General features: G+C 57.8%; 20 protein-coding genes. 15 read left to right on the forward strand and 5 right to left on the reverse strand.

Translation table 11 applies throughout. From position 1 onward, the window contains the following. Window positions 1–304: 304 nt before the first annotated feature. Both J7394_RS20915 and J7394_RS20920 read right to left on the reverse strand, forming a co-directional pair. A complete protein-coding gene (locus J7394_RS20915) occupies window positions 305–1,672 on the reverse strand; it encodes a sensor histidine kinase (protein WP_371812119.1) in 1,368 nt (455 codons plus the stop codon). After that, on the reverse strand, window positions 1,669–2,337 hold the full coding sequence (locus tag J7394_RS20920; protein ID WP_209255912.1) for a response regulator transcription factor: 669 nt from the start codon (window positions 2,335–2,337) through the stop codon (window positions 1,669–1,671). The genes J7394_RS20915 and J7394_RS20920 overlap by 4 nt, the downstream gene beginning before the upstream one ends. Before the next feature lie 139 nt (window positions 2,338–2,476). Between J7394_RS20920 and J7394_RS20925 the strand changes: the two genes are divergently transcribed. The 5 genes from J7394_RS20925 (at window position 2,477) to J7394_RS20945 (ending at window position 8,035) form a co-directional block, all read left to right on the forward strand. Then, window positions 2,477–3,565, forward strand: a complete 1,089-nt coding sequence (locus tag J7394_RS20925; RefSeq protein ID WP_209255913.1) for a tricarboxylate transporter — start codon at window positions 2,477–2,479, stop codon at window positions 3,563–3,565. A 76-nt stretch (window positions 3,566–3,641) separates the two neighbouring features. Then, entirely contained in the window at window positions 3,642–5,672 is a 2,031-nt protein-coding gene (locus J7394_RS20930; RefSeq protein WP_209255914.1) for a tripartite tricarboxylate transporter permease, read from the forward strand. A 10-nt stretch (window positions 5,673–5,682) separates the two neighbouring features. Beyond that, window positions 5,683–6,771, forward strand: a complete 1,089-nt coding sequence (locus J7394_RS20935; protein ID WP_209255915.1) for a 4-oxalomesaconate tautomerase — start codon at window positions 5,683–5,685, stop codon at window positions 6,769–6,771. A 50-nt stretch (window positions 6,772–6,821) separates the two neighbouring features. Beyond that, window positions 6,822–7,058: a hypothetical protein gene (locus J7394_RS20940; protein ID WP_209255916.1), complete on the forward strand. Its 237-nt coding sequence runs from the start codon at window positions 6,822–6,824 to the stop codon at window positions 7,056–7,058. Further along, window positions 7,055–8,035: a D-2-hydroxyacid dehydrogenase family protein gene (locus tag J7394_RS20945; protein ID WP_209255917.1), complete on the forward strand. Its 981-nt coding sequence runs from the start codon at window positions 7,055–7,057 to the stop codon at window positions 8,033–8,035. The genes J7394_RS20940 and J7394_RS20945 overlap by 4 nt, the downstream gene beginning before the upstream one ends. Here the strand turns inward: J7394_RS20945 and J7394_RS20950 are convergent. Further along, window positions 8,004–9,077 carry an AbrB family transcriptional regulator gene (locus J7394_RS20950; RefSeq protein WP_209255918.1) on the reverse strand — a complete coding sequence of 358 codons (1,074 nt, stop codon included), beginning with the start codon at window positions 9,075–9,077 and terminating at the stop codon, window positions 8,004–8,006. The two genes, J7394_RS20945 and J7394_RS20950, sit on opposite strands and share 32 nt — an antisense overlap. 69 nt (window positions 9,078–9,146) lie before the next feature. Here J7394_RS20950 and J7394_RS20955 point away from each other — a divergent pair, with 69 nt between their 5' ends. Genes J7394_RS20955 through tcuB form a run of 3 tightly spaced genes read left to right on the forward strand, consistent with a single transcriptional unit; the run spans window position 9,147 to window position 12,302 of the window. After that, window positions 9,147–9,827: a GntR family transcriptional regulator gene (locus J7394_RS20955; RefSeq protein WP_209255919.1), complete on the forward strand. Its 681-nt coding sequence runs from the start codon at window positions 9,147–9,149 to the stop codon at window positions 9,825–9,827. Between the two features lie 11 nt (window positions 9,828–9,838). Beyond that, window positions 9,839–11,233 carry an FAD-dependent tricarballylate dehydrogenase TcuA gene (tcuA, locus tag J7394_RS20960; RefSeq protein WP_209255920.1) on the forward strand — a complete coding sequence of 465 codons (1,395 nt, stop codon included), beginning with the start codon at window positions 9,839–9,841 and terminating at the stop codon, window positions 11,231–11,233. Beyond that, window positions 11,223–12,302 carry a tricarballylate utilization 4Fe-4S protein TcuB gene (tcuB, locus tag J7394_RS20965; protein WP_209255921.1) on the forward strand — a complete coding sequence of 360 codons (1,080 nt, stop codon included), beginning with the start codon at window positions 11,223–11,225 and terminating at the stop codon, window positions 12,300–12,302. The genes tcuA and tcuB overlap by 11 nt, the downstream gene beginning before the upstream one ends. 134 nt (window positions 12,303–12,436) lie before the next feature. On the opposite strand, the gene J7394_RS20970 is transcribed toward tcuB, so the two are convergent. After that, complete coding sequence (locus tag J7394_RS20970; RefSeq protein WP_209255922.1) at window positions 12,437–13,069, reverse strand: tyrosine-type recombinase/integrase; 633 nt, start codon at window positions 13,067–13,069, stop codon at window positions 12,437–12,439. Window positions 13,070–13,716: 647 nt separating this feature from the next. Here J7394_RS20970 and J7394_RS20975 point away from each other — a divergent pair. The 5 genes from J7394_RS20975 (at window position 13,717) to J7394_RS20995 (ending at window position 16,114) form a co-directional block, all read left to right on the forward strand. Next, window positions 13,717–14,148, forward strand: a complete 432-nt coding sequence (locus J7394_RS20975; protein ID WP_209255923.1) for a cytochrome c — start codon at window positions 13,717–13,719, stop codon at window positions 14,146–14,148. An 11-nt stretch (window positions 14,149–14,159) separates the two neighbouring features. After that, the gene (locus J7394_RS20980; protein WP_209255924.1) at window positions 14,160–14,501 is read left to right on the forward strand and encodes a copper resistance CopC family protein; all 342 of its coding nucleotides are present in this window, start codon (window positions 14,160–14,162) and stop codon (window positions 14,499–14,501) included. 2 nt (window positions 14,502–14,503) lie between these two features. After that, on the forward strand, window positions 14,504–15,370 hold the full coding sequence (locus J7394_RS20985; RefSeq protein WP_209255925.1) for a copper resistance D family protein: 867 nt from the start codon (window positions 14,504–14,506) through the stop codon (window positions 15,368–15,370). Window positions 15,371–15,378: 8 nt separating this feature from the next. Then, complete coding sequence (locus J7394_RS20990) at window positions 15,379–15,816, forward strand: cytochrome c (RefSeq protein WP_209255926.1); 438 nt, start codon at window positions 15,379–15,381, stop codon at window positions 15,814–15,816. Between the two features lie 97 nt (window positions 15,817–15,913). Beyond that, a complete protein-coding gene (locus tag J7394_RS20995; RefSeq protein ID WP_209255927.1) occupies window positions 15,914–16,114 on the forward strand; it encodes a hypothetical protein in 201 nt (66 codons plus the stop codon). 110 nt (window positions 16,115–16,224) lie between these two features. Here J7394_RS20995 and J7394_RS21000 read toward each other — a convergent pair whose 3' ends face one another. Further along, complete coding sequence (locus J7394_RS21000) at window positions 16,225–16,362, reverse strand: hypothetical protein (protein WP_209255928.1); 138 nt, start codon at window positions 16,360–16,362, stop codon at window positions 16,225–16,227. A gap of 258 nt (window positions 16,363–16,620) precedes the next feature. Here J7394_RS21000 and J7394_RS21005 point away from each other — a divergent pair, with 258 nt between their 5' ends. Continuing rightward, window positions 16,621–17,274, forward strand: coding sequence for a HupE/UreJ family protein (locus J7394_RS21005; protein ID WP_245223309.1), 654 nt, complete (start codon window positions 16,621–16,623; stop codon window positions 17,272–17,274). 12 nt (window positions 17,275–17,286) lie between these two features. After that, a complete protein-coding gene (locus J7394_RS21010) occupies window positions 17,287–17,901 on the forward strand; it encodes a transmembrane anchor protein (protein WP_209255930.1) in 615 nt (204 codons plus the stop codon). Window positions 17,902–18,158 lie beyond the last annotated feature (257 nt).

Raw genomic sequence — 18,158 nt, forward strand, 5'->3', positions numbered from 1 at the left:
AATGAGTTAGCAAGACCCGCGAGATGATGGTGCATAAGTCAGCCGCCAAAACCAGGACACTCCGCCGAATGGCGCGGGCGTAAGAGCCCGCAAAGCTGATAGGAACTTGGTTTGCGGAACCCATCAGCGCCAGCGGTCAAAACCGCGCAAAAAGGCCGGACACATGACTGCTTCTGACAAATGCACAAATCAGGTCAAAAAGGACTTGCTATGCAGGAGCCATCCACACATGCCATTCGCTGTAATCGAAAAAACTCTCTTTGATTGTGACAGGTTTCGGGTTCCGAGCAGAAATTGAAGCAAACTACAGGGCTATGGGAAGCTGAAGCGTGACGCTTGCTCCTTTTTCGACTTGGTTGATCGCGGCCACTCCTCCGTGGCGCTTCGCTACAGCTGAGACAATCGACAACCCTAAACCGCTGCCTTCGGAATATTCCAACTGCGAAAATCGACTGAAAACGGCTTCGCTTTGTTCGGGTGAAAGGCCGGTTCCGTCATCGGATACGGTAAGCTTTACGTTCTCGCCATCAGAGCGCAGCGCGACTGAAATTTGGCTCAACTTAGTCCCGCCGTGCTTAACTGCGTTGTCCAGCAGGTTTTTGATGGCCTCAGTTAAAAAAACCTGATCTCCTGAAACCGAAATTGTCGAGTCCGGCATCGTAACATCAAACTCGATCCCTTTTGCGAGGATCTGTACACCCATGTCAGTGCAGACTTCTTCCACAACCGCACGGAAATCAATCTTGTCCATCTGATCCTGATGCGTAGGTTGCCGCAACCGCTCCAACGACAATAGCTGCTCGGCCACCGTGGCGGAATTTTTCGCTGCCGACACAAGCTCGATAATCCGTTTGTCCTTGTCCTCATCCGTTTTTGCGTCCCGCAAAGCCTCGGCCATGGACTGAACCGCTGCCGCGGGATTCCGCAGCTGATGCGCGGCCTCTGAGATAAACACCTGATGGGCGTTGATGCTGTGTTCGACCTGTCCAAACAGCCGGTTCAGGGTCTGAACAATGCCATAAACTTCGACCGGGACCGGGCGTTTGATTTCGCTCAGGTCGTCAGGTGAGCGTAGGTCGATCGCATCCTGCAAATCCAGCAAGGGCCGCAACCCGCGTGCGACCCCAAACCACACGACAAAAGCAAGGGTGGCCAGCAGGATACCCATCAGGCTCGCTGCGCGGATCGACAGTTCGTTGGCAAAGGCGTTGCGGTCCGCAACGCGTTGCCAAGCTGTTACCGTCGCATCGCCCACCAGGTTACCCAGTGTGACACGCTCGGTCATTTTCAGTACGCGCACCGGCTCATCCCGATAAATCGCCTCGAAAAACCTCGGCTGGTACGCGCCTTGCTCAGACGGGTTTGCAGCGGCCGGAGGATATGCATACCCTGTGACGTAAATGCCACCGGGTCCGGTCACGTGATAAAAAATCTCTCCGCCTGACGCATCGCGGATCAAGCTGCGCGTGGTGGGCGACAGGGCATCGCCTTCTGAGACTGCTACATCGCGCGAAATGGCCAGACCGGCAGATAACAGGCTGTCGTCAAAAAGCTCCTGCGCCGTCTGCTGGGCGACCGTGTAGCGCCAGTATCCAAGCAAGATTGCGAGCAGAACCAATGGCGTCAGGATCAGAATAAAAAGCCTAAGCCTGAGTGAGCCGTGCCGGATCACTTTTGCACCTCAAGCAGATATCCAAGGCCACGCGCGGTCTTGATCCGGATGCCAAAGTTCTGAAGGCGCTTGCGCAGTCGTGACACATGCGGCTCGACGGCTGAATCGTCAACATCAGCGCCCACGCCATAGACGTAGTCGGTCAACTGACTTTTGGGGACGATCCTGCCGCGTCGTTCCAGCAGGCATTCAAGCACGGCCATTTCCCGGCGCGGCACATCAAGCACTTGGCCCTTTGCGCTGACCTGCCGGGCTGTTCGGTCAAACTCGAGGTCTCCGATGGTTTCGTGTGCGCCGTAGTCCAGCTGTTTGCGGCGCGACAGGGCGCGTATGCGGGCCTCAAGCTCGTCCATTTCGAAGGGCTTCACCAAGTAGTCGTCAGCGCCCATATCCAGACCTGAAACTCGGTCACCGGTTTCGGAGCGCGCGGTCAGCAGGATGACAGGCGCACTGTCGCCCCGATGGCGCAGCGACCGCAAGATCTCAAGACCTGACCGACCCGGCAGGTTGATGTCCAGAACGATCAGATCCGCGCCTTCCTGTTCCAGATACAGATCGGCGGCATCGCCATCTGTCAGTACGTCGGCGGCATGACCCCGATCCCGCAGGCGGTAGGCAATGGCGTTGGCAAGGGTTTCATTGTCCTCGACGATGACGATCCGCATTCGGGCTCCTGCAAGTTTCGCGCAAGGTTGGCGCTCCATGATTGCCAGATGGGAGGGGGAATCAACCCCACAGTTCTATTTACAGTCACGGTGGCGCGGAGGGCGTCGACGTGGTTGTCTGGTCAACAGGGAGGAACCAATGGCCGTTTCCAACTTCACCCGTCGCGCCGTCGTGGGGCTGATCGCCGCCGCCGGACTCGCCGCACCTGCCGCTGCCGAGGTCGATTTCTCGGGCAAGACCATCGAATGGGTCATTCCGTTCTCGGAAACGGGCGGGTCGGCCAAATGGGCCAACTTCTTTGCGCCGCTTCTGTCCGAGGCACTGCCGGGCCAACCGACTGTGGTGGTCAAATTCATGCCGGGCGCAGGTTCGACCAAAGGTGCGAACTGGTTTCAGGAGCAGAATCATGATGACGGCACGCTGCTGTTTGGCACGTCGGGTTCAACACAGTTCCCGTATCTGCTGAGCGACCCGCGTGTGCGCTATGAATACAACGATTGGATTCCTGTCATGGCGTCGGGTACCGGTGGCGTTGCCTATCTGAACGCCGAGGATGGCGCCAAGTTTGATGGCTCTGCCAATGCGTTGAAAGACACCAATTTCATCTACGGCTCGCAAGGCGCGACCCGGCTGGATCTGGTGCCGCTGCTGGCATGGCAGATGTTGGGTATGAATGTGGAGCCGGTCTTTGGCATCAAAGGCCGCGGTGATGGCCGCCTGATGTTCGAACGCGGTGAGGCCAATATCGATTACCAGACGTCGTCGGGCTATCTGGGCGGGTCGGCCCCGCTGGTCGAGGCTGGTCAGGCCGTTCCGATGATGACGTGGGGCGCGTTGGATGCGGATGGCAATATCGTGCGCGATCCGACCTTCCCGGACATTCCGACTTTCAAGGAGGTCTGCGAGGCCACCGATGGCTGCGAAACCAGTGGTGAGGCATGGGACGCATGGAAAGCCTTCTTCGTCGCAGGTTTCCCGGTTCAGAAGCTGGCCTTCCTGCCCGGTGACACACCGCAAGAGGTCGTCGACGCCTATACCGCAGCGTTCCAAGCTGTGACCGAGCGGGGTGATTTTGCGGACATTTCGTCCAAGCGCGTTGGTAATTATCCTGTGTTTGTCGGCGAAGGCTCGAAATCTGCTCTGCAGACGGCGACTAATGTGGACGACAACGCCAAGCAATATGTCCTGAACTGGCTGAAAGAGGCCTACGGCGTCGAACTGAACTAAGTTGACACGTCGTCGCGCGCCCAACGAAGGGCGCGCGTTTCTCTACATCCAAGACATTTTATGAAAGGCGGCCGCTATGGAGGTTTTCGCCACCGCTCTTCCTGCGCTCGGTGACGCGTGGGGTCTGATCCTGCAACCTATCGTTCTGGGGTATCTCATTCTCGGCGTCGTTATGGGGCTGGCCGTGGGCGTCTTTCCGGGGCTGGGAGGCATCGCCGGTCTGTCCCTGTTGCTGCCCTTCATGTTCGGTATGGACCCGATCCTTGGACTGGCGCTGATGATCGGTATGGTCGCGGTGGTGCCGACGTCGGACACTTTTGCGTCCGTCCTGATGGGTATCCCCGGCAGCTCCGCCTCGCAGGCGACCGTGCTGGACGGCTTCCCCATGGCGAAAAAGGGCGAAGCGGCAAGGGCGCTGTCGGCGGCTTTTTCCTCGTCCCTCTTCGGCGGGCTGGTCGGCGCGACCTTCCTGACCATGTTCATTCTGATCGCGCGGCCCATCGTTCTGGCCTTCGGCCTGCCCGAGATGTTGATGATCACAATTCTCGGCCTGTCGATGGTCGCCATTTTGGCCGGGCGGATCCCGCTGAAAGGCGTCGCCGCCGCCGGTCTGGGCCTGATGGTCGGCACGATTGGTGAGGCGGATGCAGGCGGTTCGCTGCGCATGGCAACTTATGACATTCCTTATCTGACGGACGGCCTGAAGCTGGTCATCGTTGGCCTGGGTATCTTTGCGGTGCCCGAGATCGTATCGCTGCTGCGTCAAGATCGGTCGATTGCCAAAGGGGCCTCACTGGGCGCCGGTTGGCTGGACGGCGTCAAAGACTGGTTCGCAAATATATGGCTGTCGGTGCGTTGTTCGATCATTGGCGTGATTGTTGGCGTCATACCTGGTCTTGGTGGTTCGGTGGTTGACTGGATTGCCTACGGCCATTCGGTTCAATCCACCAAGGACAAGAGCAATTTCGGCAAAGGCGAAGTGCGCGGAGTCATCGGCCCGGAAAGCTCAAACAACGCCAAGGAGGGCGGCGGTTTGGTGCCAACTTTGCTGTTCGGCATTCCCGGTTCCGGCTCAATGGCGATCTTTATCGGCGCGGTGGCCCTGCTGGGGTCTGGCGATATCGAGGTCGGTCCGAGCATGCTGAAAGACAATCTCGACATCACCTATTCAATCGTTTGGCTGCTGGCGCTGGCCAACGTCGTGGGCACGATCTTGTGCATCGCAGCCTCGGGCGGCATCGCCAAGTTGACCACGATCCGCTTTACCTATCTGGCCCCGTTCCTGTTCATGTTGATCAGCTTTGCGGCGTTTCAATCCGGCCAAAACTTCGAAGACTTGCTGGCCCTGTTCGTGATCGGCCTGATCGGCATCTTTTTACGCCGTTTCGACTGGTCGCGCCCAGCCTTCCTGATCGGTTTCGTTTTGTCGAACCCGGTTGAGAAGTTCACCAATCAGGCGTTCCAGATCGCCTCATTCCGGTTCCGCAAAAGCTTTGGTGAGGGGATGGAATATGTCTTCAGCCCTATCGTCATCGTGCTGATCGTGGTCACGGTTGTTTCGGTCATTCTGGGTATCCGGCAGGCCAAGATGATCATGGCCGAGGGTGATGTTCAGGCCGGTACCAAACGCGCGCCGCTTATCTTTCTGCTGGTGATCATGGCCTATCTGATCGTCGCTTTGGTCAACGCCAACATGATCCCCGACTACAATATGACCGACAAGATTATCCCGCTGGTTATCGGCGGCGTCTCGCTATTCTGTTGCGTGATCCTTCTGATCCAGATGATGCGACGTCCTGAAGGCGACGTGATCTTTGCCGACAAGGAAATCGCCGGTGAGGACGCCAGTGCCCCCCATGGTCTGTGGTCCACGCTGGCGTGGTTCGCAAGCCTGATCGCGGCCACGTGGGTGGTGGGCTTCATCCTTGCCCTGATAGGGTTCCTGATCGCCTTTCTCCGTATCCGCGCCGGGTCCAGCTGGCAGATGACTCTGATCCTGACCGCCTGCGGCATTGGGTTCATGTGCCTGATGGCGGGCGCTCTGAACCGCGATTTCCCGCCAGGTCTGTTGCAGGACATGGTCAGCCTGCCCTGGCCGTTGAAGTGAGGGGTTCAAAATGACTCAAACCGCAATCCCTTATATCTTGATGCGTGGCGGCACGTCGAAAGGCCCGTATTTCCGCCGCTCGGATTTGCCTGAGGATCTGGACGCGCTGGCCGAGGTGCTGATCGCCGCTCTTGGGTCCGGGCAGTCGCTGAACATCGACGGCATCGGCGGCGGCGCGGCGGTGACCACAAAGGTCGCGATGCTGTCAGTCAGCGAGGATGACTGGGCCGATATCGACTATTTCTTCGCGCAGGTCTCGGTCGAGGACAAGCTGGTCGATTTCAAACCCACTTGCGGCAATATCCTGTCTGGCGTTGCCCCTGCTGCCATCGAGATGGGCTTGTTCAAACCGCAGGGTGATGAAACTGAAGTTCGCATTCGGGCCGTCAACACTGGGGCTCGGATCGTGGCCAAGGTGAATACACCCGGGGGCGAATTGACCTATGAGGGTGATGCGGAGATCGCCGGCGTTCCCGGTCATTCAGCGCCGGTGCAGTTGAGTTTCATGGGCGTGGTGGGCTCGGCCACCGGAGCGTTCCTGCCTACGGGCAACCTGCGCGATGCAGTTCAGGGCGTCGAACTGACCTGCATGGATGTTGCTATGCCGATGGCTATCGCCCGCGCCACAGACTTCGGATTGACGGGCTATGAGAGCGCCAAGGAGCTGGACGCAAACCGCGCGTTCTTTGACCGGATGGAGGCCGTTAGGATCGAAGCAGGGCAGCGGATGGGTATGGGGGATGTGTCCAAATCGGTCACCCCTAAGTTCGGCCTTGTTGCTCCGGCCAGAGAGGGCGGAACGCTCGCAGTGCGGTATTTCATGCCGTGGAAAACCCACCCGACCATGGCGGTCACCGGCGCGCAATGCATGGCGTCTTGCGCTTTGACTCCCGGAACCGTCGCCGACGGTTTGCTGGATCGCCCCACGAACAGCCCGGCTGAAGTCGTTCTGGAACACGCCTCGGGCAATATCGACGTGTTGGTGGATTTTTCCACCACCGACGGGTTCACAGTGAACGCGGCGGGTTTGGTGCGGACCGCGCGCAAGTTGGCGGACGGGCATGTTTATGTGCCTAAATCTGTTTGGAACGGGAGTTGATCAAGTGTAACCCAAATAGTATACTATTGTATACATAATGGGAGGACACGATGGACAACTACTCGGAATGCCTCGATATCGCGCGTCAGGAACTCAGGTTGGCGCAGTCGGCCCTACGGCGGAACATCGCGGACTACCCGACACCGATTGCTGGCTGCGATGAGCAGTTTAACCATTTGCTGGATCAAAGCGAACGGGTCCGCAATGCACTTGCCGCTCTCGACACATGTCATTTTGTGCCGACGCCAAGAAAACTGAACACCGAGCAGGGTATAGAAAGCCGATGAAGGTCCACATTCTTGATGACTGGTTTGACACGCTTCGTGGCCTGCCTTGCTTTGAGAGACTCACGGGTCATGAGGTGACGGTATGGACGGATCATGTCGAAGACACTGACACTCTGGCCGAGAGATTGCAGGAAGCAGAGGTGTTGGTGCTGTTCCGCGAACGTACCAAAGTCACTCGCTCCTTGCTGGGGAAGTTACCGAACCTGAAACTGATCAGCCAGCGCAGCGTTTATCCTCATGTCGATGTCGAAGCCTGTACAGATCACCGCGTGTTGTTGTGTTCGAACATGCATGGTGGAACGCCGTCTTATGCTGCAGCTGAACTTACTTGGGCGTTAATCATGGTCGGGATGCGGGATTTGCCCGCACAAATGGCCTCGGTCAAAGCAGGGCATTGGCAGGCGGGCGTGGGCAAGACGCTGCGGGGGCGTCAGTTGGGGCTCTATGGCTATGGCCGAATTGCCCACGCGGTTGCGGGCTATGCCGAGGCGTTCGGGATGAATGTCGTTTGGTGGTCGTCTGAGGAAGGCCGGACACGTGTGCAGGCGGATGGCGCACAGGTCGCGCCCAGCCGTGAAGCGTTCTTTGGCAGCAGCGATGTCGTCTCTATCCATGTGCGCTTGAAACCTAACACGCGCGGGATCATCACCGCACCGGATTTTGCACAGATGCAGCCGGACGCGCTGTTTGTGAACACCTCGCGAGCCGGGCTGATCGCTCCAGGTGCTTTGCTTGAGGCGCTGAGCGCGGGTCGCCCCGGCAAAGCGGCGATTGATGTGTTCGATACTGAGCCACTGATCGATCCGACCGATCCGCTATTGTCGCATCCCAACTTGATCGCGACGCCACATATCGGTTTTGTCACTGAAGACGAGTTCGACCTGCAATTCGCGGATATTTTCGATCAGGTGAACGCCTATGCCGAAGGCGCTCCGATCCACATGATCAACCCCGAGGTTTGGACCAACGCAGAATAAGATTTGCGGCGATGGGCGCACCGATGATCACCAGCACGATCCTTGTCAGATGATGGGTGATCACAAAGCCCAAATCCGCGCCCGAGACGATGGCCAGCACAGTCATCTCTGCCTGCCCACCGGGCGCGAAGGCCAGAAACGCCTCGACAGGTTGGCCCAGTCCCAAGGTGGTGACAACGGCGGTGAAAGCGGCTGCCAGGACGGCAAGGACAATGACATAGGCGAAGCCCGCTGCCACTACCCGGCGTAGTTCGACCCATGTGACACCTACGAATTTCACACCAATTCCGCAGCCAATGAAAAACTGCGCTGCAAGTATGGCCTCGCGAGGCGGTCGGGTATGAATGAAGTCGCCCAGTGACAAGGCGGCCGTAAGGATCATTGGCCCCAGGATTGACGCCCCGAACAGGCCGATCCGCTCCCCGCCTTTCCAGCCGATAATGGCAGCCAGAACCATCAGCGCCAATTCATGTATTGGCAGGTTGTGCGCGGGCTCGCCAATCGGATTGGTGAGTTGGGCATCATAGAACACGGTGAGGAACAAGGGGGCCAACGTCACGATGATCAGCACGCGCGTACCGTGGATCAAGGACAAGGTACGCGGATTGGCCCCCGCCTCAGTGCCAAAGATGATCATGTCTTGCAAACCGCCCGGCATGGCTGCGTAGAAAGCCGTTGTGGAGTCAAAGCCCCAGAATTTGCGAAAGAATGGCACACCTACCAGCGCGATTAGCAGGATGAAGAACGGGATCAGCGCAATTGACGCGGCCATTTTTGGCAATTCAGCAAACAGAGCCGGCGTAATCGATGCCCCTACCGCCACGCCCAGTATAGTGCGGGCGGCAACCGAGACCTGTCCAAAGCCTTCCATCGGTGCGTGCGCAAGAGCTGCAATCAAACATGCGCTCATTGGCCCGAACAGAAAAGGTAGCGGCAGGTTTAGCGCCCCAAATACCCCAGTGCCCAACACCGCCAGGCCGAGCGTGACGGCCCGTTTCGTCAGAAGAGAGGGGGTATCGGTTTGGCTGTGCAAGGTAAGCATTCCAGCTTCGTTGACTTATAATGTATCCATATGTATACAACTGGACGCAAGATGACAAGAGAGCCTGCGATGACCCTTCAGGACGCCCCGTTACAACCTGGCCCACAAGGCAATTCTGCGTATCAGCGCCTGCTGGACGAGATTCGCGAGGGCACTCTTCTGCCCGGCGACCGGCTGCGTGAGATTGAGCTCTCGGAACGGTTGGGCGTCAGCCGTACCCCGGTACGCGAGGCGATAAGGCAGTTGGAGGCCGACGGGCTGGTCACGCATGTGCCACGGCAAGGTGCCACCGTGCGCAGTCTGGATTACGCTGAGGTCATGGAACTCTATGAGATGCGCGCGGTGCTTGAAGGGACAGCGGCCCGTCTGGCAGCCCGCGCGGCATCGGATGTCGAACTGGATGAGCTTGAGGTTCTGAACGACCGGTTGGCCGAGGCGGGTACTGGTCCCGATGCGGCCAAAATCAACAGGGTCTTTCACGCGACGTTGCTGGATGCGGCCAAGAACCGGTTTCTGGCAAAATCCATGCTCTCCTTGCAAAAGGCGCTGTTGATCCTGGGTCCCTCGCAATTGCTGGATAGCGACCGCGCCGAGGCCGCAGTGGCCGAGCATCGGCGCATCATGGCGGCTTTGAAGGCCCGCGATGGTGCGGCGGCCGAGACAGAGATGCGCGCGCATATTCAGGCTGCGCAGCGGATGCGCATCCGCGCGTTGCAGGACCGCGACCGCTCAATCGACGAAAGCCGGTAGGCAGACAGGATATGGCCACCCCAAAGGAAGCTTACGATATCGCTGTGATCGGTGGCGGCAATGCGGCTCTCTGCGCTGCGATGACTGCCGCTGAGGCCGGCGCGCGCGTTTTGATCCTTGAAACGGCGCCAAAACCTTATCGCGGCGGAAACTCCCGCCACACCCGCAACTTCCGCTGCATGCATTCGGGCCCGTTGGGCCCGCTCGTCGAGGCGTATGGCGAAGATGAATACCTCTCGGATCTGCTGAAAGTCACCGGCGGTAAAACCGATGAACACCTGGCCCGCCTCGCGATCCGCACGTCGGAAGAATGCCTACCGTGGATGCAAGAGCATGGGGTCCGGTTTCAGCCCTCGCTTTCCGGCACATTGTCATTGGCACGGACCAATGCGTTTTTCATGGGGGGCGGCAAATCTCTGGTGAATGCCTATTACCGGACGGCGGCGGTGTTGGGTGTAGATGTGCTGTATGAGGCCGCTGTGACGCATCTGGAACTGAACAGGGACCAGATCGAGTGGGTCGATTACACCTATGAAGGCCAGTCTCATCGCATCGCGCCCAAGGCGGTCATCGTTGCCTCCGGCGGGTTTCAGGCTGACACAGATTGGCTCACCCGCGCCTGGGGTGAACCTGCCAAGAACTTCCTGATCCGGGGAACGCCGTACAACCGAGGCGTGGTCCTGTCTGATCTGCTGGACCAAGGCGTAGAAAGCGTCGGTGACCCGACCCAATGTCATGCCGTGGCTATCGACGGTCGCGCGCCGAAATTCGACGGCGGCATCGTCACCCGTCTGGACTGCGTTCCGTTTTCCATCGTCGTGAACAAACATGCCGAGCGGTTCTATGACGAGGGCGAAGACGTCTGGCCCAAACGCTACGCGATCTGGGGCCGTTTGGTGGCGGCGCAGCCGGATCAGGTGGGATATGCCATCATCGACGCCAAGTCGCTGAATCTGTTCATGCCGTCCGTGTTCCCTCCGCTAAAGGCGGACACGTTGGACGAATTGGCCGGGATGATGGACCTGCCCGCGGAGAAACTGAAAGCAACCGTCAGTGCATTCAACGCCGCCTGCAGTGATACCAGCGGGTTTCATCCGACCGAACTGGACGGGGTGGCAACCTCGGGCCTGATCCCGCCCAAGACCAACTGGGCGCGCCCAATTACCGAACCGCCGTTTTATGGCTACTCGCTGCGAACCGGTGTGACCTTTACCTATCTTGGGTTGAAGGTTGACGAGACGGCCCAGTGCTCGACGCCCAGCGGTAAGATCAAAAACCTTTGGGCGGCTGGGGAAACGATGGCCGGGTCGATCCTTGGGCAAGGCTATCTGGCGGGCTTTGGCATGACCATCGGAACTGTTTTTGGACGCATTGCAGGACGAGAGGCCGCCGTTTATGCAAACTGATCTTATTCAGGAAGCCCGCCGTCAGGCCGAGATCTGTAACGCCTGCCGCTATTGCGAGGGCTTTTGTTCGGTCTTCCCGTCGCTTCATGCGGAACGGGCGTTCTCGGATGGGGACATCACGCAATTGGCCAATCTATGCCACAACTGCCGGGGGTGCTACTACGCCTGTCAGTACACAGCCCCGCACGCGTTCGACCTGAACCTGCCCAAGGCGCTGGCCGAAGTGCGGCGCGATAGTTGGGAGAGCTTGGCATGGCCGCAGCCGCTGGCCCGCCGGTTCCACACCCACGGCGGAGCCATCGCCCTGGCGCTTGTGATCGGATTTGCCCTGTTGTTCTGGGCGATCCGCGCTATCGGCTCCAGCGGAGGCGAAGGGTTTTATGCCGTCCTGTCGCATAACGCGATGGTCGCGATCTTTGCGCCTGCATTCCTGCTGCCTCTGTTCAGCATAGCCTTCAGCCTGAGGTGCTACTGGGCCGAGGTGGACGGCAATCCCATCCAGATGTCTGATCTGATGGCTGCGCTCAAACGCGCGGGCAAGATGCAGGATTTGGCCGCAGGCCATGGCGAAGGCTGTAACTTCGAGGACGAAGACCGGTTCAGTCAGGGCCGACGCCACATCCACCACGCCATCATGTATGGTTTCCTGCTGTGCTTTGCGTCGACCTCGGTCGCGACGATCATGCACTATGTCTTCGGAATGCACGCGCCTTACGGGCTTTGGTCGCTGCCGAAACTGTTTGGGATTTCCGGGGGGCTGCTGCTGACGGTGGGATGTGGTGCGATGGCGCTGATCAAGCAAAAGTCAGACCGAGACCTCGGCGATCCGTCGGCCTGGGGTGGGGATATCGGCTTCATCCTGTTGCTCGGGTTTGTGGGGCTCAGCGGGCTGGTTCTCTATGCCCTCGGTTCAACGCCTCTGATGCCCGCACTGCTGGCCATCCACCTCGGATCGGTCCTGACCTTCTTCCTGCTGACGCCCTACACAAAAATGGCACACGGGTTTTACCGATTGGCGGCACTGGTCCGGGACGCGCAACGAAAAAGAGATGTGTCCATGGTCCGTTAACAGCCCGTCGCGTCTGAGTGAGCAGAAAGAACATGCAATAGGATCAAATATGATTGTGAAGAACTCTGCGTTGCAGCACTTCGAGTGGCGGTCAACGTCCGGAATGGGCCGCCACTGAAGGCGACCCAAACACGCTAGATTTCAATGGCTTCGGCGATAGCGAGAGCGTCTTCAAGTTCGACGCCCAGATATCTAACTGTGCTGTCCATTTTCGTATGTCCAAGAAGCAACTGGACGGCGCGCAGGTAGCCAGTCTTCTTGTAGATCTGGGTTACCTTTGTTCGCCGCATGGAGTGCGTACCATATGCGCTTGCCTCGAGACCAATTGACGTCACCCAATCCCGAACGATCCTAGCATACTGTCGATTGGAGATATGCAGGCGCTCATGGAAACGGCCGGGCCAAAGGTATTCCGAGCCGACCATGAGTTCGTCTTCCATCCACTTTGCGACAGAGGCGCGTGTGCCTTCGGATATCTCAAATCGCACGGGTTTCTGCGTTTTGCTTTGCAGGACCGAGGCACGTTCTTTGATCTGACCTGATGCCATGACATCAACGACTTTCATCTTCACCAGGTCACAGCCGCGAAGCTTGCTGTCGATCGCCATGTTGAAGAGTGCGAGGTCGCGATGGTTCCCTGCCAGTTCCAGTCTGACGCGGATTGCCCAGACATGCTTTGGCTTCAGCGGTCGTTTTTGTCCAACGATGCGGCCCTTGTTCCAGGCCGGCCGAAGCGCACGAATGGCAGGTAAGTTTGGTGTTTCCATGACTGATCCTCCGATCCGCCATGCCCTCCCAAAACGACAACCCGACGTTGACCTGAGCATCCTATCACAACATACCGCGCCGCATCTGATGGCGGAAACGAGCCCAAAACCACCGATGCTGCACGATGCATCAATGTCGGCTTTCGTTGTATTGTATTGGGGCCTAGGCTAAGTTCCGGGCGTGAAGCTTGCTCGAACCATAACTACAATGCTGCTTGTTGTTCTGTTGGTCCTGATGACAGGGCTCGGTGACCGTGCGCATGCCGTGCTGGAGAACTGCAATTGTGGGCATTGCGATCACCACCTGCATACGTCTGTAGTAAAACACCACGCTGACCATGCTTCAGTCGCGCCAAGCGAAGGCTCCCAGCATGATCCAGGAAGTGCAACGAACGGAGGATGCAATCCGTTCCTTTGCAATGCTGCTGCGCTCACGGCGCAGGATTCTCAAACGACACCGAACCGATCCGTGCTTGTGACGGCATGGCAGGCAACAAGCCTCTCGACGCTCAAGGAACCGGACAACCCGGACAGGCCACCTAACACCTGAAACAGATTTCCGACGCTGTTCACCGAGAGTGAGCACGTTCCGGTGAGCTGCAAACTATTTGCAGCCCCACTCTGTTAGATAAGGTTAGGACCAGTACATGAAACGAAAATATCTCCTGATCGGCGCGTGCGCCGTGGTAGCCGTCGCTGCCTATGTCACTCAGCGTCCAGCCCCAGTTGGGGAGGCTGAGCAGTCGGCACCTATCGAGGGCAATGCTATGGTGGCAATTCAGATGCCGCCTATCGAAGAGAATGCGGCCCTTGGGCAACGTATATTCGAAACCGCGTGCGCCGCCTGCCACGGAAGCAACGCGGTCGGAGTTGAAGGCGCAGGACCCCCTCTGATCCATGTTATCTACGAACCCAGCCATCATGCAGACGAGTCCTTTCAACGCGCGGTCGCGATGGGCGTCAGAAGCCACCACTGGCAGTTTGGCGACATGCCTCCGGTTGAAGGCTTGACCCGTGGCGACGTGGCTATGGTCATAGACTATATCCGCGAAGTCCAACGCGCCAATGGAATAAACTGAGGAAACTCGCAATGAATAAACTCATCACAATTGCATTGATTTCCATGCTTGCCACAAACGCTTTTGCCCATTCGAGCGTGGACGCCACCACACCCGAAAACGGCGCGACAGTTGCCGAAGTACCCTCTGAGATCAGCTTTAGTTTCACGGATGATATTCGACTGACCAAAGTCAACATGATCCATCAGGAGGCGCATACCGTCACGCTCGACCTAGGAGATCAGACAAGTTTTGGCCGCGCGTTCGCGCTCCCGCTTCAAAGCATGGGTGAAGGCATCTACCGCATCGAATGGCGTGGCTTGGGTGCGGACGGGCACGCCATGCAGGGCGAATTCACATTCACAGTGGACTGACCATGCCTGATATCTGGGGAATAGGTGCGATTTTGTCCAAGCTGATGCTGTATGTCGGCATTGGCGGTGCGACTGGTCTTTTGATCATTCGGGCCGCTTTTGCTGATTTGGTATCGCCTCTCAGCGATAAGATGCGTGTTCAGATTGCTCTGTTGGCGGGGCTTGCGCTTGCGGGCTCTGTCCTTGGTTTCATGCTGCGCGGTGCCGCCCTGACGGGCGGAGCCGATGGCATGACCGATCCGGAGATGCTCGGACTGCTGTGGCAGACCCCGGTTGGCGACGTTCTGGTCTATCGGGTTGTCGGGACGGTTTTTATGATCGTCGGGGTATTCATACCCCTAATCGGGCAATGGATCTCGCTTGCCGGTGGAATGATCGCCCTGTGGTCATTCGCCCAGATCGGGCATGTCCCGGAGTTGGAGATAACCGGCGTCCGTGTGCTATTGCTCCTGCACCTTCTTGGAGTCGCATTTTGGGTCGGCATACTTGGACCGTTGCGCGCCCTGTCCCAACGGCCAGAATGTCTGAGTAACGCGGCCATGTTGGGGCATCGGTTTGGGCAGGCGGCTGCGGTTATTGTCCCTGCGTTGATTTTGGCGGGACTGCTGATGGCTTGGATGATGCTTGGCGAAATGTGGGCGTTAATGACAACAGGCTACGGGCAAACCCTGCTAATCAAACTCGCGCTCGTGGGCGCGGTCCTGATGTTGGCCGCCGCAAACAAACTGCGCTTCGTTCCAGCCATGCAATCTGGGGACCATAAAGCCGCCCGCGACTTGGTACGATCCATTGAAATTGAAGCCGTAATCATTGTGGTGGTCCTTGCAACAACCGCGACGCTCACCAGCGTTTTGACCCTTCCGAATTGAGGTATCACATGATCAAGCGGGACATTTTGATCGTCACATTTTTCAGCTTCGCAACAGGAGCAAGTGCTGGTCACGAAATGGACGACCGGGATTTGACCATTGGGCAGACCCTTTACGCCGAACAATGCGCGTCCTGTCATGGCGTCAATCTCGAAGGACAGCCAGATTGGCGGACCCCAGATGACAAAGGTATACTTCCTGCGCCGCCTCATGACGAGACCGGGCATACGTGGCACCACGACAATCAGCTTCTGTTCGAATACACCCGGCTGGGAGGCGAGGCGGCATTGGCCGCGCGCGGCGTCGACGGCTTCGCGAGTGGCATGCCTGGCTTTGGGGATACCCTCACCGACGACGATATCTGGGACATTCTCGCCTACATAAGGTCCACTTGGCCTGAACGTGTTCAGGAAATTCAAGCGGGTCGCAACCCACCGCATGACTAAGGAAGGCAACCTTCGCCAAGTGGCGGTCAGGACGTAGCGCCCATGTCGGGTTTTCGTGAAAAAGCCTTGCGCGTACGTCTTTGAGTGAAGCTCGGTGATGAGCAATTCAATCGAAAGCGATACTGACAAGATCAATGACCTGCACATCTGGCAGGTCGGCCCGGGATACTATTCAGCCGTCATCTCGGTTGCCTCAACGGATCCAAGATCACCAGGCGAATACAAGAGCCTGTTAGGCGGAATTGACCTCGTGGCGCGCACCACGGTAGAAGTGAACAAAATCGTGGCGGCCACATAAAGGCTGCAATCACCGGGCGGACAGATGTGATGAAACAGGCTTACGAGCACATGCAGAGAGTTCGCTTGGCTGCCCTCTGTCTCGCGTTGGTCGTTTGGTCCGTAACGCCATCATTCTCTCACGCACCGGCGATATTTGAGACGATCCAAGACCATCTGGAAATGGTCGAGGACCATGGCCATTCGCATGGGTTTGAGGAAGACCTCTTCTGGGCGATGCACGGCCACAGCCACGATGTCGCGGATCATGATCACAATCAGGCGTTTCTCGCCAGTGTTCCTAGCACTGCTCCGGAATGGCACGGAGACGAGGCTTGGCGAAGGCCTACCTCAGTACGCGGCCCTGATCGTCAGTTCCGAATAGACCGACCTCCGCGAGTTTGATTGGTACTGCGCAGCTCACGCGCATCACTGATCAATCAAAATACAAAGCGGAGTTAATCCATGAGAACCTTCAATGAGGGCGTCAGACGCAGTTCTAAGCGTCTCGCCTTCTTCATCCTATCCATGTTGTTGCTATCGACAAGCGCAGCATTGGCGCATGATGTTACGCCCGGCGATGCTGGCTACATCCAAGAAATCTGGGGTGTGCACATCATCCCCTTCATGTATCTCGGGGCCAAACACATGGTCACGGGCTACGACCACATCCTGTTCCTCCTCGGCGTCGTCTTCTTCCTCTATCGGTCGAAAGACGTTGCAGTCTACGTAAGCCTCTTTGCCGTGGGGCACTCAATCACGATGCTCGCAGGCGTCTGGTTCGGCTGGGGCATTAGTTCATACATTGTGGATGCCATTATCGGGCTGTCCGTTGTCTACAAGGCACTCGACAACCTAGGGGCCTATCAGCGGTGGTTCGGTTTCCAGCCTAACACCAAGGCGGCGACTTTCATCTTCGGCTTGTTTCACGGCACCGGCTTAGCCACGAAGATATTGGACTACCAGATCGCACCAGACGGGCTTCTGCCCAACCTTCTCGCGTTCAATGTTGGCGTCGAAATCGGGCAACTTCTGGCACTCGCAGCCATCCTCATCGTTATGGGGTACTGGCGGAAGAGCGCCAAATTTTTCGAGCAAGCCTACACTGTCAACGTCGTCATGATGACCATCGGCTTTGTGCTGATGGGATACCAACTCACCGGCTACTTCGTGGCCGCATAAGGAACAGCACAGATGTTTAACGCAAAGAAACCGAGCCTCGAAGAGTTACCAAGCTCAGCCCAACTCCTTCGGTCCACCATCATCGCGGCTGTCAGCGCCGTGGCGATACTCGTTGCGGTCGTTTTGCCCGCTGAATACGGGATCGACCCAACGGGTGCAGGCCGAATGTTTGGTCTGGCTGAGATGGGTGAAATCAAGCAGGAACTGGCAGATGAAGCAGAACAAGACCAACAGCTTCACGGGGCTGATCAGTCGTCCAGTCTATGGGATAACGTGTTCGGTCTGTTCTTTAGCACAGCACACGCTCAGGAGGCGTGGCAAGATACAATCACGTTCACGCTCGAACCGGGGGAGTTCACCGAGATCAAGGCAACCATGGAAGAGGGAGCGACTCTCTTTTACGCGTGGGTGGCTGAAGGTGGTCGGGTCAACTTCGACCTCCATGCTCATGCGGGTGATCAAAACGTGACTTACGAGAAAGGGCGCGGTCAAAATGAAGGCGAGGGCAGTTTTGAAACTCCCTTCGCCGGGGATCACGGCTGGTTCTGGCGCAACAGGGACGATGAGCCAGTCACTGTTACGCTCAACCTAAATGGCGCTTACTCGGGCATTGTACGAAGCGAGTAAATGCGAAAGCTGCGCATCCGGCAACCGGGTGCGCAACATCGAAGCGGCTATTCGATGCTGCGACGTCAATGGCGGCAAAGTCCCGCGATTTGTGAGTTCGCAAGGCCCGTGACTTTGCTCTTGCAGCGAACGTCTGGTCTGGCGGGCCGCACCGAAGCAAAAATGATCAAGGTCCAACGGCAGGAACGGGCCGGAAACACGATCGTGGATTCCCGCTTGTTCCCAGCACCGGCAACAAGAAAGCTTCACTGCGGCCT

This window comes from Ruegeria sp. R13_0, from assembly GCF_017743995.1.
In the GTDB taxonomy this organism is placed as follows: domain Bacteria; phylum Pseudomonadota; class Alphaproteobacteria; order Rhodobacterales; family Rhodobacteraceae; genus Ruegeria.